This window comes from Streptococcus mitis (assembly GCF_965111725.1).
In the GTDB taxonomy this organism is placed as follows: Bacteria; Bacillota; Bacilli; order Lactobacillales; family Streptococcaceae; genus Streptococcus; species Streptococcus mitis_DV.
In genome coordinates this window covers 712,764-736,044 of record NZ_OZ217341.1, presented here as the reverse complement: position 1 = coordinate 736,044, position 23,281 = coordinate 712,764, and the positions used below count along the sequence as shown (strand labels likewise).

Below are 23,281 nucleotides of genomic sequence, written 5' to 3'. Positions count from 1 at the left end.
CAAAAGCCAGATAACTCATCCAACTTTTGGCAGGAAGCAACGTTTTTATATTATTCGGATTCATCTTCTTTTTTCTTGAAGAATCCTAGTCCCAAACCTGCTAACAAGGTCAACAATCCTGCCCCAGCTAAGCCAGCATTAGCCTCTGTACCTGTGTTTGGCAACTCCTCTCTCTTACCTGTCTCATAAGTCGGAGCTTCTGGATCTGGACTCACTGGAGTTTCAGGTTTTGGAGTATCTGGTTCTGGAGTTGGCTCTGGTATTGGAGTCTCTTGGTTCGGTAGTTCTGGGCTTGGAGTAGGAGCACTTGGATGCTCTGGATTTGGTTGTGGGTTTGGCTCCTCAGGTCTATCTGGAATTGGTTCGGTAGGAAGAACTGGCGGTATCTTTTCAAATCGATGAATCGTAATACCATCCTCCGTTACAGTTGTAATATATCTGTATCCTGGAATATTTCCAGCTTCATGAGTACCTGGTTGATCTGGTTTAAGTGGATTACCATCTTTATCAAACCAGACTGTAATTTTATATTCTGGCTTGTCTACAGATGGAGAACCTGCAAAGAAAATATGTGTGACTTTATTTCCTTCCAAACGACTTTCCAACCAAACATGATTTGCAATTCGACCTTTTTCATGTAAACCATTTTCAGTTGGTCTTAAGACATTTCCATTTACGTCAATCCATTCTGTTGTTCCTTCAAATTTAGGTAGATCAAGAATATTCGGCATAACACTAACAATCTTACTTTGTTTGTATTTATGTTTTGTTTGCGTATCTACCCATGTCTTCGGTTGAACTTGTTCACTTGGAATGTAAACACGACCATTCGTCGGATTGATAGTCACTCCAACTGGAGATTTTTCAATTTTCCACGTACCATCTTTATCTTTCTTCGTAACGATAGTTTCTTTTTCAGTACTGTTTCGTTTTGTAAATGTAATAGATAAAGTATCAGCATCTTTATTTGGCACGTCAACTTCTACAGTATTACCACTTGGACGTTCGACAATTCTCGGTGTCGGTGGAATAACATAGATTTGACGTAACTTCACGACAAAGACTTGAGACGGATCTTTTCCTTCTTCATCTTTTACGTTATCAAATGTTGCTCCATCTTTCAGAGGATTGTCTACTAACTCGTAGTCACCATTATTAACTGGGTCTCCTGTTAGTTTCTTCAATGTATCATTAAAGTTTTCTGTTGGGATTTTCTCTCCAGTTTTACCTGTCAGCGACATCCTTGAAGCAACAAGCTCCGTTTCTTTTCCGTCTTCGCCTACGACAACAAATTTGACAATAGCTCTTTGTCCATCCGGTGTATACTTGATTGGTGTATCCATCTTAGGATCATTTGGCGTTTCTGGAACTGGTGGCACCTTATATCCTTTTTCTGGATGTTCTGGATCTATAGGTACTAATGGAGTTCCGTTTGGTGTCTTAGGTGTATAGCCTGGAACGTATGGAATCACTGGCACTTTCGGTACTGGTTGACCTGGTTGTGGCGGAGTGGTTGGATAATCTGGAGTTTTAGGCTTAGTTGGATCATCTGGATCATTTGGATACGGAATTGGTGTTGGTTCTTCTTTTCCTGGTACTTTTGGCACCCATGATCCGATTTTTCTGTATTCAACTGTCACCTCATATGATTCTGTATCAGGTGAAACAGATTTATTTTCTACAGAAGCGACACTTGCAAGGTATCCATCTAATACAGGTGTATTAACTTTTGATAACTCTTTTGTTTCAGTATCCCAAGTACCAATTTTTGTTAAACCTGTTGTTAAGCTTGTGGTTGTATTTCTTGAAAACTCAACCTTATCTACTTTTGTTTTGATTTTTTCCGTATTAAGTTCTGTTCTGACTTCATTTCCATCTTGAACATCAATTTTAACGTATTTAATCGTACGTATTACAGTTGTAGATTCTTTATCTATTGAGATTTTTTCTCTTACTACTAATTTATATGTCTGCGTTGGTTCTTGTTTTCCTTCGTCAGACTCTGTGTCATATGTTGTAGTTGCAGTTATTGGGTTTACTGTATCTACAATGTATCCACGATTTCTTAGTGAAGTTATTTTATCATCAACAGAATGTTTATCTGATTCTTTAACCGTTTCACCAGATTTTCCATTAAATTCTAATTTTTCATTATCCAGTGGCACTTCTACCCCTGTTGTTACATTAACTACTTTAATTAAAATCTTTTGCGGATTTCCTTCATAAGTAATTGGTGTATCCATCTTAGGATCATTTGGCGTTTCTGGAACTGGTGGCACCTTATATCCTTTTTCTGGATGTTCTGGATCTACTGGCACCAACGGTTTCAGTGGATTTGTATTTGGATTTACTGGTTTTGTTGGATCTGTAGGAACCATTGGTGTATATCCTGGTACATATGGAATTACTGGTGGCACTGGTTTATTAGGATCCGTTGGAGTTCCTGGTGTCTCATTACCACCTGGTGTTTCTGGATATTCCGGATTCTTAGGCTTAGTTGGATCATCTGGATCATTTGGATACGGAATTGGTGTTGGTTCTTCTTTTCCTGGTACTTTTGGCACCCATGAACCGATTTTTCTGTATACCACTTTTTCCACGAATGATTCACTATCTCCTGTCACTTCACGAGATTCTACCTTGGCTTTATCCGCTAGATAGCCTTCTAACACTGGAGTCTTCACTTCTCCTAGTATTTGTTTTTCACTCCATTTTCCATTGCTAATCCGACCTGTAGCCAAGTTTATACTGATGTCACGGCTAAAGTTTACAGTCTGAGTATTGGTTGGTTGTGCATTCTCAACTTCTACTTCTGCGCCATTTTGTTCTTCAATTTTAACGTATTTAATCGTTCTTGTAACTGCTTTTGTCTCTGTATCAAAACTTATCCGTTCTCTAACGAGGAGATCATATACCTGTGTTGGGTCTCCATTTTCTGGATCTTTTTGATTATCAAAAACTTTACCTTTCAACAAGCCCTTGTTATCAACAGTGTATCCACGTTTTTCCAACTCTTTGATTTTATCTTCTAAAGATTTAGTTGGAATAGCTTGATCCGTTTTACCATCATTGATACCTACAGTATCGTTTTCTAATGGTATCTTCACTCCATCTTTCACATTGTACACTTTGACCAATGCTCGTTGCGAATCAGGGACATAGCTAATTTCTTTATCTGTTCCTGGTTCTGTCGGTATTGATGGCGGAATATAACCTTTTGTTGGGTCTCCTGGAACTTTTGGTTGTAATGGAGTTTCCCCAATTTTCGGTGTGTATCCTGGTACATACGGAATGACTGGGACGTTTGGTGTATTTGGATCTGTTGGATCACCTGGTTTTGTTGGATCAGTTGGGTGGTTAGGGTAAGGTTTTGGATCCGTATCAGTTCCCTCTGGTGGCACTACACCTTTTGGTATTTTCGGAATCCAAGAGCCTAATTTCGTATAGACTACTTTCAGTTCTTGATTTGCAGAGTCTGCTCTTAGATGTTCACTTGCTACTACACTTGCTCCGTTTGCCTCTACTAAACCACCTTGTGTATCTTGGTTTGCTTTTAAGACATAACCTTTAACCATCGGAGATAGTACCGCATCAAATGTAGTGTCATTATCTACAGCCATCCATTCTCCATAAGTAATGGTTTTGGTTACGACATTGATGGACGCTGTTCTAGTAAAGGTTACTTTATCTGTCACTGCATCTGTCGTTTCTTGACCATTAGCTGTATAGGTGACCTTAGCTCCCTCTTCGTCCACATACGTAATTGTACGTGTCACTTCCTTCTTCGTATCCAACTGTTTCACTAAGTCCTCTGTCCATCGTGGGATGGTTGGATCATTTGGTTTGTCTGGATCAACTGGGGTCGTTGGATCAATTGGTGTTCCAGGTTCGATTGGCTTATCTGGCGTTGGCGGTGTTACTGGCACCACTTTTTCATGAACTTTCAGTGTAAAGACTTGCGTTGGGTCTCCATCATCTGGATCCTTAACATTATCAAATTTTTGATTATCTAATAAGTCTTTATTTTCTACGACATAGCCACGTTTTTCCAAGTCTGCAATCTTCTTGTTAACGTCATCTTTCGGAATATCTGCATCTGTTGAGCCGTTACCAATAGCTACCGTATCGTTCGGTAATGGTATTTCTTTTCCTTCTTTAACGTTTACGACTTTAACGACAGCTCTTTGTGGATCAGCAAGATAGCTTATCTCTGTATTTGTATTAGGTTCTGTCGGTACTGCTGGTGGAATATAGCCTTTTGTTGGGTCTCCTGGTACTTTTGGTTCCAACGGTGTTTCCCCAATTTTCGGTGTATATCCTGGGATATACGGAATCACCGGAACATTTGGATCGGTTGGATTACCTGGTTTGGTTGGATCGGTTGGGTGGTTAGGGTAAGGTTTTGGATCCGTATCAGTTCCTTCTGGTGGCACTACACCTTTTGGTATTTTCGGAATCCACGCGCCTAATTTGGTATAAATAACTTTTTCTACTAAATTATTTGAAGTTTCAGCGACTGTTACACTAGCTACGGATAGCTTATCTGCTACATACCCATCTAATTTCTCTGTTCTTACTTCTGCTAAGTTTTTATCCGTACTTGTCCAGTCTGTATACTCTACAACCGTTCCAGTTGCTACGTTTACTTTTACAGTACGTTTAAAGTGTGCTGTTTGAGTTACAGTTGGTTTAGCGTTTGGAATTTCTTCTCCATTTGGAGTGTCTTTCTTAACATAAGTAATGGTACGTGTAACATCTTTCTTAAGTGACAATTGGTTCACTAACTCTTCTGTCCATCTTGGAATACTTGGATCATTAGGATCATCTGGAGTATCTGGATCAATTGGTGTATTTGGAGTTGGTGGTTCTGTTACTTCTACCACTTTTTCATGAATTTTTAGCGTGAATACTTGGGAAGGGTCTTTCCCTTCTTCGTCTTTTTGCTTATCAAAGCTTGACTTGGTAATCTCAGCGACTACCTCATCCTTATTATCCACAACAAAGCCACGTTTTTCCAAGTCCGCAATCTTGGCAAGGACTTTCTCCGTTGAAATCTTTTCTGCAGTTTTACCTTCAAGATTGACATCTTCTGCTGGTAAGCGCACTTCCACTCCAGTTGTCGTATTGACGACTTTGACCAATGCTTTTTGTGGATCTGGTTCATAGGTGACAGTTGTATTAGACTTAGGATCTGTCGGTTTCGGCGGTGTGTAACCTTGCGTTGGGTCTCCTGGCACTTTTGGTTCTAACGGAGTTTCTCCAATTTTCGGTGTATATCCTGGCACATGCGGAATCACTCCCGGTGTCGGATCACCTGGTTTTGTTGGATCTGTTGGATGGTTTGGATAAGGGATTGGGTCAATTGGAGTTTCTCCTGCTGGGAGATTTGGTACCCAAGTCCCAATCTTAGTATAAACCACTTCTTCTTGAATATCTTCCGTTGTAGCTGTTACTTCACGTTCTCCAACTTCCGCTCTATCTGCTATATAGCCTGATAGGACTGGCGATGCGACTTTATTTAAGGTTTGTGCTTCACTCCATTTACCATAGGTTGTTTCCCCTGTAACAAGGTTGAACTTGACTTCACGGTTAAATGTTGCCCTATCTGTCACTGTCTCATGTGCTTCAGATGGAACTTCTACACCATCTACAAGATCTTTTTTCACGTATGTGATCGTACGTGTTACAGTTTTACTGTCAGTGTCTATGCTGATTGGTTCTTTAACAAGTATTTTATAAGTCTGAGATGGTTCTCCCGTAGTGGCATCGTCCACTCTATCGTACTTGGTAGTTGACGTAATAGGATTGGTGCTCTCTACATTATAACCACGTTGTTTCAAGGCTTTTATCTTGTTATCAACTTTAGTTTTATCATCATCCCCAACTACTTGGTCGGATACACCACTGAATTCCAGCTTTTCTTTTGGCATTTCCACTTCTTTCCCTGTCGTGATATTGACAACTTTTATCAGGATTTTTTGTGGATTTGGCACATACTCTATCTCTTTATTCTTCTTAGGATCACTAGGTATTTCTGGCACCTTGTATCCCTTTTTAGGATCATTTGGATCCAATGGTTCTAATGGTTTTAAAGGATTCGTATCTGGATTTTCTGGTTGTGTTGGATCCGTCGGTACTTTTGGTGTGTAGCCTGGTACATATGGAATAACTGGTGGTGTTGCTGGAGTTTCAGGTGTCCCTGGTTCTCCCGGTTGAGGGTTTGGTGTCTCTCCTGGAGTCTCAGGTGTTTCTGGATAAGTTGGAGTTTTAGGCTTGGTTGGATCATCTGGGTCATTCGGATATGGAATCGGTGTCGGTATTTCTTGATCCGGAACTTTTGGTACCCAAGACCCGATTTTAGTATATACAACTTTTCTTGTGATGTCCGTGACTACCCCTGCCTTAGTAGGTTCTGTCGCTGTTTCCTCTGTCACCACTTTCGTATCTGCTAGGTAGCCTTTTAATAATGGCGTCTTGACTTCTGGGAAATTCTGATTGTCAGTAGTCCAGTTTCCATATGTAACTGCTTTTGTAACTAGGTTATAGGTAGCAGTCCGTTTGAATAGAACTTTATCTACCTTATTTTCTACTCCACTTGGCTCCTCAGCTCCATCTGGACTTGCTTTCTTGACATAGGTGATGGTTCGTGTTACTTCTACCTTGAGATTAGACTCTTTTAGTCCTTCTTCTGGCCATTTTGGTCCATCTGGAATATTAGGGTCAATCGGGGTATCTGGGGTTGGCGGTTCTGTTACTTCTTTTGTACGCTCTTGTACTGTAATCGTATAAGACTGCGTTGGCTCTTGTCCGTCTACGTCTTCTTGATCATCACCTTTTCTTGATTCAGCTGTTCCGTCTGTAAAGGTATTGCTAACAATTTCATAACCTGCTTTTTTCAAGGCAGCAACTTTGGCATCAACATCTGTTGATGGGAAGTCTTCACCTACTTCTGTTTCAAGGTTGAGCTTATGTTCTGGTAATTCAACAGCTGTTCCTCCAGCTTGTTGTTTCATCACATGAACAACTGCTTTTGCTTTGGTGGCTTCCCCTTCTTCATAGACAAATGTTACAACCTTATCAGCTGAAGTTACTGAACCTGTGACAGCTGCTGAGCCTTCAAATAGTCCATTATTTAGGGATCTTTTTAGACGGTATTTCTTCTCTCCTGTGTTAATCCCACGTAATTGCTTACTTGTTACATCGTAGCTTGACCCAATAAGGGCTTCTTTTTCTACAAGGTAGGTACCATTATCAGATTTTTCTCCAACTTTTTTAGCTTCTTCATCAGATAGTGGTATATCTCGTCCCTGTTCATCGACATACTTGACCTTTACATTCCCTGAGATAGCTTTTCTAACTTCCGATGTTTTCTTACTTTCATCGATTTTTCCTTTGAGTTTTTCCCCTTCTTCTGGTGGAATTTTCTTCTCTTTCACCTGTTTCTCAATGATCCGTTTGGCTACTTCTTTTGATGGTTCTACTGTATCTTGAATAACTGAGAAGTCGGCTAGGATAGGTAAGTTATATTGAAGTCTTGGACTTTGCTTATTAACCCCAACGCGTTTTTCATTTTCAGCAAACACTTGTATCTTGTAGGCTACAACATCTTTGTCCAATGGAATATCTCCTGTTGAGAAGTATCCACCTTTACCTAGTTTATCCTCATCTCCACCAATTTCCTCAGTAATTTTTTTGGATAATTCAGCATCAGGTAGTACGTTTGAACGCTTAACTTTTTCTTTTTCGACAAAGTAGGCAGTGAATTTTGAAAGACCATCTTTTTCCTTCGCAGCAAGTTCATTCGTCTTTATTCTATTGTACTCAGTTTCTTCTATTGTACTAGGTTGTTCAGTCGCTTCCATATGTGAACCAAGGATTTTTGCTTCTTGACTACCGTTTCTTGCTTCCAGGTAAGTGTAGGCATTTGTGGATCCAAGGGCTGATTTTAAGGCAGAGATTTCTTTTTTAAGTTTAGTTTTTTCCTCTTCATTCGTACTGCTTGCTAAGCTAGCTTCTTTTGTTTTCAGTCTAGCTGCAAGCTCTTCACGATGACTCTTCACTTTTTCTGGATCTGTTTGGAGTTCTAATTGGTCTGTATCTGCATGATAGATAATTTTTTTCGCAGTAGGCAATACAAAATCTAATAATTTATAGACACGATCTGGGTCTTTACTTTTTATTGTTCCGTCTGAATTTGTTTCACTGCTATCAACCCATACTGGAGAGTTTTTTTGAACCTCCTCATCCAATTTGGGTTTTAAACTATTATTGAGGTCATTACCTACAGCTGTATAACTTTTTGCTATAAAAGGAATCCCTTCTTTAAACTTATTAGACGGTTTTCCGTTTTTTTCTACTTCATGCAATTCATCCTTATCTATAGGCAACTCATATATAACGTCTCCATTTTTAACGAGTTCTTGTTTTACTTCCTCTTTTAAAGCGTCTAGTTTCTCTTTAACTGGTCTTCTGTCACTCGGATATTTTTCCTTATATTTAGCATTTGCAAGAGTAGTGACTTTTTTATTGTACTCATCCTGAAAAATCTTTTTAATTACTCTATTAAACGCTTTTAAATCCACACCTTGGCTGTAGCGTTCTTCGTTCTCTACTACTCCGTCAATTCGGTTGATAGTATGGTCATAGATAGTTTCTTCACTTTTATCCTTTTTAATAGCTTTAACAACAATACGATAGGTCCCTTTCGACCCTTCATAGTCTGAGATATATCCTGTCACAAAGTCGATTTTCAAACGACTTCCATATTTGGTAGAAAAGGCAGTGAAGGTTTTTTCTATTCCATTGAATCCCTCAATATTTGGAGAATGCTGGAGAATATCTTCCTTCTCTTTTACAGGTAAATTATTAAGATTCTCTTTATTAGCCTTGTTATTTGCTGTCTTTATATCAAACTCAGAGTTATCTTGTGCTTTATCAGTTCTATTGGCGATAGTACGTCCTTTGGCAAGCATCAACATGTAATTAAAACGACGATCTAGGGCTTGCTCGTGGACGTAGACTCGGTCCATGGCGTCAGAACCCAGCATTCCACCTTCTTGCCGTTTGCCATCTTTATCAGTGTACCAACCAGTAAAGTAACCTTCTTTATTTTTCATCCCAACGGCGAATTTACCAGTTGTACCATCTTTTTTCATAATGGCTGTCCATCCACCAAAGCTACTGATTTCTCTAATTTCACCTGGTTGAAGTTTTTTACCATTTGGATCATCAGTGACGTTTCCATTTTCGTCAAATCTAAGTGCATCCCCAAGGGTGTTCATATTTCTCAAGTATGAACGCTCGTTGTTTTGGAAGTCATCCGGCATATTTTGGATGATTTTGTACATGTACTCAACTGTAGCATTCTCACCAGGAGTATCAAATGTTAAGTGGGCATTCTTATCATCCGAACCCTCTTCTCCATCTTTAGGTACATGTACCCCTGGTTGGTCAGTTTTTACTGTCTCACCTTTACGATTGGCATCCAGTACAGGTGACTTTTCACCTGTTGGCTGGTTCTCTCCTGATTCAGTCCCTGTAGCTCCATTCGATGAATTACTTGCGTCCCCATCAGGTAGAGCCCTTTTACCACGAGGTTTGGCACTTCCTGGAGCTACTAGCGGATTTTCAGCTACGGGAGCATTGTAGGTGTTTGCTGCTGCATCAGTATTGCTGAGGTCAGGATTGTTTCCTGTCTCTCCATTTCCAGACTGTTCTCGATCTGTCGGGTTTGCTGCCCTCTCAGTTTCCCTCGCTGACTCCACGCCCTCAGCATGAGCAATCCCAGCTCCCATCAAAAGATAGAGCGCCCCAATGACAACACTAGCTGCACCGACACTCACTTTCCGTATACTGTATTTTAATTGTTTTTCTGTATGATTCACTCTTACACTCCATATATATATATTGTGCCCTATTACTTCCTATATAATAGAATACAATTCATGAATATATTATACACCAGTCGGCTTGAAACTTCAAATTTTTTGAATGGAAGACTAGGAGATAGACGACTCTTTTTACTGAGACCAAAGCTAGGTTAGGAGTCCCTCATCAGTAAGTCGACACCAAAGATGAAGCCTCATCATCCTTGCCTTGTCGTGTGCATCTTATGGACTTACTTCCTCCTATCAGCAAGCTTAGCACTGCGCTTTGAGACCTTTCCAGCTTGCTTTTGGATTTCCATTACCTTTTACACTTATTTCTTTAAAAATGAGACAATTTGACATTTTTTCTACTCTTTTTTCTACTTTTTCCGAATAAATAGATAGAAGCATCAAATCTAGTAAACCTAGATTAAAAAATGTGCTATAATAGAAGGAGAAGAAATATGACTGTACGTCATCCGGGCATTAGCCCGACCAACGATTTGGTTGCTAAGAAAATATTCAGCAACCCAGAAATCACTTGTCAATTTATTCGCGATATGCTGGATTTACCAGCAAAAAATGTGACCATTTTGGAGGGAAGTAATATTCATGTACTACCTTCCCTGCCTTACTCGGCGCAGGACTTCTATACTAGTATAGATGTGTTAGCGGAGTTGGACAATGGCACTCAAGTTATCATTGAGATTCAGGTGCATCATCAGAATTTTTTCATCAATCGCCTGTGGGCTTATCTGTGTAGTCAGGTTAATCAAAATCTTGAAAAAATTCGCCAACGAGAAGGTGATACACACCAGAGTTATAAACATATTGCACCAGTATATGCTATTGCAATCGTGGACAGCAATTATTTCTCAGATGACTTGGCTTTCCATAGCTTTAGTATGCGAGAGGACACGACAGGTGAAGCCTTAACCATCACAAACAATGGACAAGAAAACCATCTAGTCAAGATGGCATTCTTGGAATTAAAAAAATACAGAGAAACCAGCAAAGACGAGGTTCGCAAACCCTGGTTGGAGTTTTTCGGGAACAAACCCTTTACCCAAGAACCCGAGCGAGCCATCAGCCAAGCAGACCAACTGCTAGACTACAAGAGCTGGTCCGAGGAGGACAGGAAAATGTTTAGTCAACTACGTATGCGAGAAGAACAAGCCTTGTTAGCACAGGACTATGCTTTGGAACAAGCGGAGGAGCGTGGTCGAGATGAAGGTGGTTTCGCGATGTTAGCAAATCTAGTTCGTCAAGGTATTCTGACTTCCGAGGTTGCCAGCCAGCAGTTAGGAATGACTGTGGCTGAGTTTGAAGAACTATTGAAAGACCATCATAACTAAGAACTAAAAAAATACAGGGAAACCATCAAAGATAGTATTCGCAAGCCATGGTTGGAGTTTTTTGGGAACAAACCCTTTACTCAGCACCCCGAGCGAGCCATCAGCCAAGCAGATCAATTGCTAGACTACAAGAGCTGGTCCGAGGAGGACAGGAAAATGTTTAGTCAACTACGTATGCGAGAAGAACAAGCCTTGTTAGCACAGGACTATGCCTTGGAACAAGCGGAGGAAAAAGGACTGAAAAAAGGATTAGTAAATCTCGTTCACCAGCATCTTTTAACACCTGAGATTGCCAGCCAACAGTTAGGCATGACTGTAGCTGAGTTTGAAGTGCTGTTGAAAGAACATAAGTGAGAAATCTGTAAGCGTTATGCAATCTTAAAACAACCTAAAAAAGATAGCTAAATTTCTTGATGGAAAAGAGATTAGCTATCTTTTTTGTTAGGAAAGTTTGAACTTTTCACTTCCTTTTCCGAATAAATAGATAGAAGCATCGAATCTAGTAAATTAGATTAAAAAATGTGCTATAATGAAAGGAGAGAAAGAATGATTCTCAGACATCCGGGCATTAGCCCGACCAACGATTTGGTTGCTAAGAAAATTTTCAGCAATCCAGAAATCACTTGTCAATTTATTCGCGATATGTTGGACTTGCCAGCCAAAAATGTAACTATTTTAGAGGGAAGCAATATTCATGTACTACCTTCTCTGCCTTATTCAGCCCAAGATTTCTATACTAGCATAGATGTTTTGGCTGAACTAGATAATGGCACTCAAGTTATCATTGAGATTCAAGTCCATCATCAGAATTTTTTCATCAATCGCCTATGGGCTTACCTTTGCAGTCAGGTCAATCAAAACCTAGAAAAAATTCGCCAACGAGAAGGTGATACACACCAGAGTTACAAACACATCGCACCAGTATACGCTATCGCTATTGTGGATAGCAATTACTTCTCAGATGACCTGGCTTTCCACAGTTTCAGCATGCGCGAGGACACGACAGGTGAGGTTTTAACCATCACCAATAATGGACAAGAAAACCATCTGGTTAAGATGGCATTCTTGGAATTAAAAAAATATAGGGAAACCAGCAAAGATAGTATTCGCAAACCATGGTTAGAGTTTTTCGGCAACAAGCCCTTTACCCAGCAACCTGAGCGAGCCATCAGCCAAGCAGACCAACTGCTGGACTATAAAAGCTGGTCCGAGGAGGACAGGAAAATGTTTAGCCAACTACGTATGCGAGAAGAACAAGCCTTGTTAGCACAGGACTATGCCTTGGAACAAGCTGAAGAAAAAGGGTTGGAACGTGGTCGTGCAGAAGGTCTTGAACGTGGTCGTACAGAGGGGATTGAACAAGGTTTAGAGCGTGGTCTTGAACGTGGTCGTGCAGAGGGTCGTGAACAAGGACGAGAAGAAGGATTAAAAGTAGGTTTAGTAAATCTAGTACGTCAAGGTCTTCTGACTTCCGAGGTTGCCAGCCAGCAGTTAGGAATGACCGTGGCTGAGTTTGAAGAGCTATTGAAAGACCATCATAAATAAGACCTAAAAATACAGCGAAACCAGCAAAGACAAGGCTCGCAAGCCGTGGTTGGAGTTTTTCGGCAACAAGCCCTTTACCCAAGAACCCGAGCGAGCTATCAGCCAAGCATCCCAACTGCTAACCTACAAGAACTGGTCCGAGGAGGACAGGAAGATGTTTAGTCAACTACGTATGCGAGAAGAACAAGCCTTGTTAGCACAGGACTATGCTTTGGAACAAGCTGAGGAAAAAGGACTGAAAAAAGGATTAGTAAATCTCGTTCACCAGCATCTTTTAACACCTGAGATTGCCAGCCAGCAGTTAGGCATGACTGTGGCTGAGTTTGAGGCACTGTTGAAAGAACATAAGTGAGAAATCTGTAAGCGTTATGCAATCTTAAAACAACCTAAAAAAGATAGCTAAATTTCTTGATGGAAAGAGTTTGGCTATCTTTTTTTACTTAATGTATTGCTATTTTCAGGAAAGTTTGAACTTTTCCCTTTCTTTTCCGAATAAATAGATAGAAGCATAGAATCTAGCAAATTAGATTAAAAAATGTGCTATAATGAAAGGAGAAAGAATATGACCTTACGTCATCCGGGCATTAGCCCAACTAATGACTTGGTTGCTAAAAAGATTTTTAGTAATCCAGAAATCACTTGTCAATTTATTCGCGATATGCTGGATTTACCAGCCAAAAATGTGACCATTTTGGAGGGAAGTAACATTCATGTCTTGCCTTCCCTGCCCTACTCGGCGCAGGATTTCTATACCAGTATAGATGTGTTAGCGGAGTTGGACAATGGCACTCAAGTTATCATTGAGATTCAGGTGCATCATCAGAATTTTTTCATCAATCGCCTGTGGGCTTACCTGTGCAGTCAGGTCAATCAAAACCTTGAAAAAATTCGCCAACGAGAAGGTGATACACACCAGAGCTATAAACACATCGCACCAGTATACGCTATCGCAATTGTGGACAGCAACTACTTCTCAGATGACTTAGCTTTTCATAGCTTTAGCATGCGCGAGGACACGACAGGTGAAGTCTTAACCATCACAAATAACGGTCAAGAAAACCATCTGGTTAAGATGGCTTTCTTAGAACTTAAAAAATACAGAGAAACCAGCAAAGACGAGGTTCGCAAGCCGTGGTTGGAGTTTTTCGGCAACAAGCCCTTTACCCAACAACCAGAGCGAGCCATCAGCCAGGCAGACCAACTGCTGGACTATAAGAGCTGGTCCGAGGAGGACAGGAAGATGTTTAGTCAACTACGTATGCGTGAAGAACAAGCCTTGTTAGCACAGGACTATGCTTTGGAACAAGCTGAAGAAAAGGGCTTGGAGCGTGGGAGAGCTGAAGGCGGTTTCGCAATGTTAGCAAATCTAGTTCGCCAACATGTATTAAGCACTGAATTTGCCAGCCAACAGCTGGGTATGACTGTGGCTGAGTTTGAGGCACTGTTGAAAGAACATAAGTGAGAAATCTGTACGCGTTATGCAGTCTTAAAACAAACTAAAAAGATAGCTAAATTTCTTGATGGAAAAGAGATTAGCTATCTTTTTTGTTAGGAAAGTTTGAACTTTTCACTTTCTTTTCCGAATAAATAGATAGAAGCATCGAATCTAGTAAACCTAGATTTAAAAATGTGCTATAATGAAAGGAGAAGAAATATGACTGTACGTCATCCGGGCATCAGCCCAACCAACGATTTGGTTGCTAAGAAAATTTTCAGCAATCCAGAAATCACTTGTCAATTTATTCGCGATATGCTGGATTTACCAGCAAAAAATGTGACGATTTTGGAGGGAAGCAATATTCATGTCTTGCCTTCTTTACCCTACTCGGCGCAGGATTTCTATACCAGTATAGACGTCTTGGCAGAGTTGGACAATGGAACCCAAGTTATCATTGAAATTCAAGTTCATCATCAGAATTTTTTCATCAATCGCCTATGGGCTTACCTTTGCAGTCAGGTCAATCAAAATCTTGAAAAAATTCGCCAACGTGAAGGTGATACTCACCAGAGCTATAAACACATCGCACCAGTATATGCCATTGCAATTGTAGATAGCAACTACTTCTCAGATGACTTGGCTTTCCACAGTTTTAGTATGCGAGAGGACACGACAGGTGAAGTCTTAACCATCACAAACAATGGTCAAGAAAACCATCTAGTCAAGATGGCATTCTTGGAATTAAAAAAATACAGAGAAACCAGCAAAGACAAGGTTCGCAAGCCGTGGTTGGAGTTTTTTGGGAATAAACCATTTACCCAAGAACCCGAGCGAGCCATCAGCCAAGCAGACCAACTGCTGGACTATAAGAGCTGGTCCGAGGAGGACAGGAAAATGTTTAGTCAACTACGTATGCGAGAAGAACAAGCCTTGTTAGCACAGGACTATGCCTTGGAACAAGCTGAAGAAAAAGGGTTGGAACGTGGTCGTGCAGAGGGGATTGAACAAGGACTTGAACGTGGAAAACTCTTTGCCTTCCTAGACATGGTTCGTCAAGGTCTTCTGACTTCGGAGATAGCCAGTCAGCAGTTGGGTATGACTGTCTCTGAATTTGAAGAACTATTGAGAGACCATCACAAATAAGAACTAAAAAAATATAGAGAAACCAGCAAAGACGAGGTTCGCAAGCCGTGGTTGGAGTTTTTTGGGAACAAGCCCTTTACTCAACAACCCGAGCGAGCCATCAGCCAAGCAGACCAACTGCTGGACTACAAGAGCTGGTCCGAGGAGGACAGGAAAATGTTTAGTCAACTACGTATGCGAGAAGAACAGGCATTATTGGCTCAGGACTATGCTTTGGAGCAAGCTGAAGAAAAGGGACTGAAAAAAGGATTAGTAAATCTCGTTCGCCAAAGTCTTCTGACTTCTGAGGTAGCCAGCCATCAGCTGGGTATGTCAGTATCTGAGTTTGAATCCTTGCTGGAAGATTATCACCAATAACGGTCAAGAAAACCATCTGGTCAAGATGGCATTCTTAGAACTAAATGTCGAGTCACAGATTACTCCAAACACTGTTTTGAGGTTGGGTATAAAAAGGCTGGGTAAAAGTCTTCTCATAATAAAACGTTTGGTATCAATGTTTTATTATGAGAAGACTTACTTTTTTACTGAGATTGAATTTTTCCTAGCCTCAACATCGTATAAACCCCAAATTCAATCTGACCTGGTTTGAAGAGATTTTCGAAGCAGATAAGGTTTTACTAAAACTAAAAAAAATGATATAATCAAACTGATTAAATGTTTTAAAAATAAAGGAGAATTTGAATGTCTTACCAAGAAAATTACCAGAAATGGGTTGATTTTGCGGAGCTTCCTGACTACCTTCGTCAAGATTTAGAAAATATGGACGAAAAAACAAAGGAAGATGCCTTCTATACAAATCTTGAATTTGGTACTGCAGGGATGCGTGGCTTGATTGGTGCTGGTACAAACCGTATCAACATCTACGTTGTTCGCCAAGCTACTGAGGGATTAGCTCGTTTGATTGAGTCAAAAGGTGGAAACGAGAAAGAACGCGGTGTCGCAATCGCCTACGATAGCCGTCACTTCTCACCAGAGTTTGCCTTTGAATCTGCGGCAGTTCTTGCTAAACACGGCATCAAATCTTACGTATTTGAAAGCCTTCGTCCAACTCCAGAACTATCATTTGCGGTTCGTCACCTCAACTGTTTCGCAGGTATCATGGTCACAGCCAGCCACAACCCTGCACCATTTAACGGTTACAAGGTTTACGGTGAAGACGGTGGACAAATGCCTCCACACGACGCAGACGCTTTGACTACTTATATCCGCGCAATCGAAAACCCATTTGCGGTAGAAGTTGCTGATGTGGAAGCCGAAAAAGCTTCTGGCTTGATTGAAGTCATCGGCGAAGCTGTTGACGTAGAATACCTTAAAGAAGTTAAGGACGTAAACATCAACCCAGCCTTGATTGAAGAATTTGGTAAAGACATGAAAATTGTCTACACACCACTTCATGGTACTGGGGAAATGTTGGCTCGTCGTGCTCTTGCCCAAGCAGGATTTGACTCTGTTCAAGTCGTTGAAGCGCAAGCAACTGCTGACCCAGACTTCTCAACTGTAAAATCTCCAAACCCTGAAAGCCAAGCAGCCTTTGCCCTTGCTGAAGAACTTGGTCGTCAAGTTGGTGCAGACGTTCTTGTGGCAACTGACCCTGACGCTGACCGTGTTGGTGTGGAAGTTCTTCAAAAAGATGGTAGCTACCTCAACCTTTCAGGTAACCAAATCGGTGCTATCATGGCAAAATACATCTTGGAAGCCCACAAAAACGCTGGAACTCTTCCTGAAAATGCAGCCCTTTGCAAATCGATCGTATCAACTGACTTGGTAACGAAGATTGCTGAAAGCTACGGCGCAACCATGTTCAACGTTCTGACTGGTTTCAAATTCATCGCTGAAAAAATCCAAGAATTCGAAGAAAAACACAACCACACTTACATGATGGGATTTGAAGAAAGCTTCGGTTATTTGATTAAACCATTCGTACGTGATAAAGATGCTATCCAAGCCGTTCTTGTCGTTGCTGAACTTGCTGCCTACTACCGTTCTCGTGGTTTGACACTTGCTGACGGTATCGAAGAAATCTACAAAGAGTATGGCTACTACGCAGAAAAGACAATCTCTGTTACCCTTTCAGGTGTTGATGGTGCTGAACAAATCAAAGCGATTATGGCTAAATTCCGTAACAATGCTCCAAAAGAATGGAATGCAACAGCTATCACTGTCGTAGAAGACTTCAAGGCACAAACTGCTACTGCTGCTGACGGAACTGTTACAAACTTGACAACTCCTCCAAGTGATGTGTTGAAATACACACTTGCTGACGGTTCATGGATTGCCGTTCGCCCTTCAGGGACAGAACCAAAAATCAAGTTCTACATTGCAGTTGTAGGGGAAACCAACGAAGAATCACAAGCTAAGATTGCTAATATCGAAGCAGAAATCAATGCTTTTGTAAAATAAAATCCTATAAAAGATGAGACCAACCAATCTCATCTTTTTTTCGTATCAAATCTAAGCAATTTTAGAAACTTTATGGCATACTAGACTTATCAATGAAAGCGAGGTAATCTCATGGAACAATTTTTAGATAACATTAAAGACCTTGAAGTCACTACAGTTGCGCGTGCGCAAGAAGCTCTTGATAAAAAAGAAACTGCCACTTTCTTTATCGGTCGTAAAACTTGCCCTTACTGCCGTAAATTTGCAGGTACTTTGGCAGATGTCGTAGCTGAAACCAAAGCTCACATCTACTTCATCAATAGTGAAGAACCAAGCCAACTCAATGAGTTGCAAGCATTCCGCTCACGCTACGGAATTCCAACTGTACCAGGCTTTGTTCACGTTGCAGATGGACAAATCAACGTCCGTTGCGACTCTTCAATGTCAGCACAAGAAATCAAGGACTTTGCTGGATTGTAAAAAATCAGCTAACAAGTCTTAAAATCACAAAAACGCATAATGTAAGGTGCAAAAACCTTGATATTATGCGTTTTATTGTTCCTAAAACAGTTGCATCAGCATTTCATTACAGAACATTTTAATTTTGTAAGTCAAATCAATTTTTAACAATGGTTTAGAAATCACAGTGGGCTATTCCATATTCAATTATGCAGATTCAATCGCTATTATCGTTTTCCTAGACTACAAAAAAACTACGTTTTGCTAATCAAAACGCAGTCTCAGCCACTATTTTATCTTACTGTCCTTCATTTACTTCTTTGGTTGCTACATCTTCTCCAAACCATTTTTGGCTGATTTCTTGGAACTTTCCGTCCTTGTAAAGACTAGAAAAAGCTTCATTTATCTTCTTAACCAAGGTTGTATCTTCCTTACGGGCTCCAACCGCAAAAGCTTCTGTTTCTAGTCCAACTGTAAAGACATTATAATCGTTTAAAACACCTTCTGCTTCTAAATAATAGTTTGCATAGACACGATCAATCAATAGACCGTCAATTCGATCATTTTTCAAATCAATCAAGGCTTCATTAAAGGTTTGGTATTGATTCGCTTCCTTATTAGCGACAATATCCTTTAAAATCGCTGGGTTTGCTTCAAAGTCCGCATAACCAGATGAACCGGCTTGAGCTCCTAATGTCTTTCCAGCCATATCCTTTGCAGTCGTGATACCAGATGATTTCTTCGTAACCAATACCTGCTCATTCTTCATATATGAGTTACTGAAAGCTACCTTTTCACGGCGTTCGTCTGTAGCGGAATAGCCATTCCAAATCAGATCAATCGTTCCTTTTGTCAATTCAGCTTCTTTCAAATCCCAATCAATCGGTTGCCAGTTTACCGTAATTCCGTATTTTTCAAAAACAGCTGTAGCTAAATCAATATCAAATCCTGCATAAGAACCATCTTTCTGAGCAAATCCCATTGGAACAAAAGTACTATCAAATCCAATAGTAATAGACTTGTTAGACTCGTACTTAGACCAATTATCTCCACTAGTTTCGCTAGAATTTTTCCCACAAGCTACTAAGAACAAAGCAGTCATCAGACTGACTAATACAAGCATCCATTTTTTCATCCATTTTTCCTCCTATTTAGGTTCTACTTTCAATAATACATCTGCGATATTTTCCGCGAACTGCAAATCGTGGGTTACCACAATCTGTGTCATCCCAAGTTCCCTATTTTGCAAGATTAGCTTCTCCACTTCCAAGCGCAATTCTGGATCCAGAGCAGAAGTTGGTTCATCGTAGCCAATGATTTCTGGGTCGATCATCATAGCACGCGCCAAAGCCACCCGCTGCTTTTGCCCACCAGATAGTGAGAAAGGATAGGCATCTGCGTGTCCTCCTAGTCCTAACTGTTCCAAGAGTCCACGCGCCTTCTTCTCAGCCTCCTCCTGCTTCATCCCCATGGTCTTCACAGGCGATAAAGTCAAATTGTCCAGAACTGATAAATGAGGGAACAGTTGAAAATCTTGGAAGACAAATCCCAGTAGATTCCGCTTCTCCAATTCATCCAGCTCTAAAGGTTGTCCATTATAAAAGATTTGCCCTGAATCAATGGTTTCAAGACCTGCAAGCATACGTAAGAGAGTTGTCTTACCTCCACCAGAAGGCCCAACAATAGCCAGGATTTGCTTTTCAGGAATACTTAGACTGAAATCAGACAAGATTTGTTTATCTCCAAATTTCTTATTGATATTTCGTAATTCTAACATGGCAGCCTCCTATCTATAATAACTGTACTTTTTCTCAACTTTTTTGGAAATAATTGTCACAATCCCAATCAAAATCAAGTAAATGGCTCCTGCCAAGAACATGGGAACCAGACTGGCGTCACGGTTGGCAGCTGTTCGACTAGCCAAGATAAGGTCTGAAATTCCAAGAGCATAGACCAAAGAAGTATCCTTGACCAAACTCATAACTTCATTAAAGACACTAGGAAGAACGATCTTGGTCACTTGGGGCAAGATAATATAGCGCACTGTGGCAAAGGGACTAAACTTCAAGACTTTGGCTGCCTCATACTGTCCTCTTGGAATAGTGTCAATTCCTCCACGGAAAATTTCTGCAAAGTAAGCTGCATAGTTGAGAACAAAGGCAATAATGGCAGCAGGAAGGCGATCTAAACGAATCCCAATACTTGGGAGCACATAATAAATAAAAATCAATTGCAAGAGCAAGGGGGTGCCACGCATAACCCAGATGTAAATGTTAATCAGATAATGGAGGGGCTTCCAATGGACTTGCAAGGCAAAGGCAATCAAAACGCCCAAAGGAATCGAAAATAGCAAGACCAGTGCAAAGACCTGTACAGTCGTGCTCGCACCATTCAGTAAACTCGGTAATATCTCAAATAAATAAGACATACTGCACCTCCTAAAAGTAATTGTTCCTATTATAGCATGAATAAACAAAATAACCAACCATTTTTGCAAAAAAATTCTATCATATACAAATAAAAACCGTAGCTATCAAAGAGATAAACTACAGTTCTATATGTTTAAACATTCTTACAATCTCTCAAACAGTTCTTGCATTTGCACATCATCTGGAACCAGTTTTAAGTAAGCGTGAGCATAGACTTTTGCTTCTTCAAAATGTCCCAATTCACGTAAGAGATAGATATAGTGTTCCAGAAACTCTGGATTGTCCTTCAAATCTCCTACTAATTCTTGGTAATGCTCATAGGCGGTATCTAAATCTTCCATTTCTTGATAGGAACGAGCAATCATCCACTTGGTCAAGAGATTTTCTGGCTCCTCGCTCTGTAAGTTTAGAATATCCTCATAACGCTCCTGCTCCAGATAAATAGTTGCTAGACGGAGTAAGATTTCTTCCGTATCCTCAGCGTCTTCTTTAGCTGTTAGGAGATAATTTTCTGCACCATTAGCATCATGTAATTCATAAGAGAATTGCGAAGCAGCTAGCAAGAGGCGAGTTTCAAAGGGATTTTTCTCCAAGCCTTGCTTAGCGATACGCAGGGCTTCTTGAACTTGATGTTCCTTATGCAAGGCCTGGCTATACCCATACTCATATCCTTCAAAGTCAGGAGAAATGGTATCAAGTTGCTTAAAGTAGAGGACAGCTTTTTGGTATTCTTCTTGATCAAAGTAAAGACTGGCCAACTCAAAAGCTGTTAGGTCATCGTATTCTAACTCCAGGGCTTTTTCTAAAAACTCTGTGGCCGTTTCAAATTTCCCTAACTGAGCATAGGCAAAGCCAATTCGTTGATAGGTGGAAATGCCTGTTTGCTCATAAATAGTACGATTATCTAACTGGGCATAGCCTTGAATGGCCTCTTGGTAATTTTCCAACTCACTATCCAACTCTGCTAATCCCAATATCAAAAGAGGATCCTCTGAATAACTCAAGGCCTCCAGCAATTTCTCACGCGCCACATCCGTCAAACCTTCCAGCTGGTAAAGATCTGCCTTAAGAAGCAAAGCCGAAACATACCAGTCACTGTCAGCTTGGATTTCTTCAAGATAGGCAAAGGCTTCCTCGATTTGACCATCCTCGCTAGCAATAGCTGCTAGATTAAGATGAAGCTCTGGGAAATCCTCTACGATTTTCAGGTAAATTTCCTTGGCCTGAGGATAGAAACCAATCCCTTCAAGATAAGTTGCCAACTCATACAGAAGATCACTTGGATCATTTTCTAAAGCTTCGGCGAAATAATGCTCAGCCTTGGCTAAATCTTGCTCTTCCAAAGCCTGTAACATCTGTTGACTATTGTTCACTCTTGACTTCCTCTCCCTCTAATTCATATAGACCACTGACTACCTTATACCATTCGAAAATGGCTGAAATGACAACCTTAGCAGAGGCATAAACTGGAATACCAAGTAAAACTCCCCAAATACCAAACATAGAGCCTGAAGTTAACAAAACAAAGAGAACATTAATGGGATGGATGTTTAATTGACTTCCCAAAATCAATGGAGAGACAAAACGGCCTTCAATCGTTTGTTCTACGATAAAGACAATCACTACTTTCAAAAGCATGACTGGCCCAGCAATCAAGCCCAGAACTAGGGCAGGAAGCATGGCTAGGAAGCTACCAAGATAAGGAACCAGATTTAAAATACCAGCAGTAACACCCAGCGTAACCGCATAGCGTAGACCAATAATCTTGAAGAAGATCATAAACATTACTGCTACAATAATAGCCACTGTCACTTGCCCCCGAACATAGTTGGACAACTGTTGATTCACATCTGATAAAACTTGTCCTACAGGTTCTTTCAATTTTCTTGGCATGAATTGGGTCAAATAGTTACGCAGGCCTTTCCCATCACGCAAGAGATAAAAGAGCATGAAAGGAACGATAATCAAGGCAACAATCACTTGAGAAGCTCCGCTAATAAAGGCACTCACCCAGTTGACTGCCTGAGATGAAACCTTACTTGCCCAAACTGTAGCCTGACTAGAGAAGTTTGTCAAAACCTGCTCTAACTGAGGTCTGAAATCATCTGGCAGATGCTGGGCTACCAATCCATTAACAACCCTATCTATATCTTCTAAGTAAACAGGAACGTTTCTTGCAAAGGTCAAAACCTGGCGTTGCAGATTTGGAATGGCGACTGCCAAGCCCCAAATGATAAAGAGAGCGATGATAACAAAGACAATAGTGATAGCTATAACACGATTAACCTTATGCTTCTCCATCCAATCAACAATAGGATTCAACAAATAATATAACAAACCAGACAGAATGACTGGCAACATCACAACTGCTAAAAAGTCTAAAACAGGTGAAAATAGAAAACTAATCTTACTTAAAATAAAAAAATTCAGTCCCAATAATAAGGTTACTAAAAATACCGTAATGGCCTTGTTATCTAAAAACCACTTAAAAAACCAAGATAGGCTAAAATGTTTCTCTTTTTGCTCCATAAATACTTCCTTTCTATCGTTCTCTCATTATACCATTTTTGAAGTAAAATAACTCTTTTTTTAAGTGCTTATACTCTTCGAAAATCAAATTCAAACCACGTCAGCTTCGCCTTGCCGTACTCAAGTACAGCCTGCGGC

At 40.5% G+C, this 23,281-nt stretch carries 12 protein-coding genes and 3 pseudogenes; 9 read left to right on the top strand and 6 right to left on the bottom strand.

Annotated features, from left to right (window positions below; translation table 11 throughout):
• Positions 1-50: 50 nt before the first annotated feature.
• Positions 51-9,884 carry a mucin-binding protein gene (locus ACLV7Q_RS03750; RefSeq protein WP_218757889.1) on the bottom strand — a complete coding sequence of 3,278 codons (9,834 nt, stop codon included), beginning with the start codon at positions 9,882-9,884 and terminating at the stop codon, positions 51-53.
• A 446-nt stretch (positions 9,885-10,330) separates the two neighbouring features.
• On the opposite strand from ACLV7Q_RS03750, the gene ACLV7Q_RS03745 reads away from it, so the two are divergent.
• From ACLV7Q_RS03745 to ACLV7Q_RS03705, 9 genes and pseudogenes are all read left to right on the top strand, one after another.
• A complete protein-coding gene (locus ACLV7Q_RS03745; protein WP_218757888.1) occupies positions 10,331-11,221 on the top strand; it encodes an Rpn family recombination-promoting nuclease/putative transposase in 891 nt (296 codons plus the stop codon).
• A pseudogene (locus tag ACLV7Q_RS03740) lies at positions 11,222-11,575 on the top strand (hypothetical protein); the annotation flags it as partial. It abuts the gene before it with no gap.
• 192 nt (positions 11,576-11,767) lie between these two features.
• Positions 11,768-12,766 (top strand): Rpn family recombination-promoting nuclease/putative transposase, encoded by a 999-nt coding sequence (locus ACLV7Q_RS03735; RefSeq protein ID WP_218757887.1) that lies wholly within the window; start codon positions 11,768-11,770, stop codon positions 12,764-12,766.
• Between the two features lie 7 nt (positions 12,767-12,773).
• Positions 12,774-13,118: pseudogene (locus ACLV7Q_RS03730) on the top strand (hypothetical protein); the annotation flags it as partial.
• 210 nt (positions 13,119-13,328) lie between these two features.
• Entirely contained in the window at positions 13,329-14,228 is a 900-nt protein-coding gene (locus tag ACLV7Q_RS03725) for an Rpn family recombination-promoting nuclease/putative transposase (protein WP_218757886.1), read from the top strand.
• Positions 14,229-14,420: 192 nt separating this feature from the next.
• The gene (locus tag ACLV7Q_RS03720) at positions 14,421-15,347 is read left to right on the top strand and encodes an Rpn family recombination-promoting nuclease/putative transposase (RefSeq protein ID WP_218757885.1); all 927 of its coding nucleotides are present in this window, start codon (positions 14,421-14,423) and stop codon (positions 15,345-15,347) included.
• Positions 15,348-15,704, top strand: a pseudogene (locus ACLV7Q_RS03715) (hypothetical protein); the annotation flags it as partial. It lies immediately after the preceding gene.
• 324 nt (positions 15,705-16,028) lie between these two features.
• A complete protein-coding gene (locus ACLV7Q_RS03710; RefSeq protein WP_000121686.1) occupies positions 16,029-17,747 on the top strand; it encodes a phospho-sugar mutase in 1,719 nt (572 codons plus the stop codon).
• Positions 17,748-17,858: 111 nt separating this feature from the next.
• Positions 17,859-18,206, top strand: coding sequence for a thioredoxin (locus tag ACLV7Q_RS03705; protein ID WP_218757884.1), 348 nt, complete (start codon positions 17,859-17,861; stop codon positions 18,204-18,206).
• A 277-nt stretch (positions 18,207-18,483) separates the two neighbouring features.
• Here the strand turns inward: ACLV7Q_RS03705 and ACLV7Q_RS03700 are convergent, their stop codons facing one another.
• The 5 genes from ACLV7Q_RS03700 to ACLV7Q_RS03680 form a co-directional block, all read right to left on the bottom strand.
• Positions 18,484-19,320, bottom strand: coding sequence for an amino acid ABC transporter substrate-binding protein (locus ACLV7Q_RS03700; RefSeq protein ID WP_218757883.1), 837 nt, complete (start codon positions 19,318-19,320; stop codon positions 18,484-18,486).
• A gap of 12 nt (positions 19,321-19,332) precedes the next feature.
• Positions 19,333-19,962, bottom strand: a complete 630-nt coding sequence (locus ACLV7Q_RS03695) for an amino acid ABC transporter ATP-binding protein (protein ID WP_218757882.1) — start codon at positions 19,960-19,962, stop codon at positions 19,333-19,335.
• A 9-nt stretch (positions 19,963-19,971) separates the two neighbouring features.
• Complete coding sequence (locus ACLV7Q_RS03690; RefSeq protein WP_031222863.1) at positions 19,972-20,613, bottom strand: amino acid ABC transporter permease; 642 nt, start codon at positions 20,611-20,613, stop codon at positions 19,972-19,974.
• A 144-nt stretch (positions 20,614-20,757) separates the two neighbouring features.
• The gene (locus ACLV7Q_RS03685) at positions 20,758-21,987 is read right to left on the bottom strand and encodes a tetratricopeptide repeat protein (protein WP_218757881.1); all 1,230 of its coding nucleotides are present in this window, start codon (positions 21,985-21,987) and stop codon (positions 20,758-20,760) included.
• On the bottom strand, positions 21,977-23,143 hold the full coding sequence (locus tag ACLV7Q_RS03680) for an AI-2E family transporter (RefSeq protein WP_218757880.1): 1,167 nt from the start codon (positions 23,141-23,143) through the stop codon (positions 21,977-21,979). The genes ACLV7Q_RS03685 and ACLV7Q_RS03680 overlap by 11 nt, the downstream gene beginning before the upstream one ends.
• Positions 23,144-23,281 lie beyond the last annotated feature (138 nt).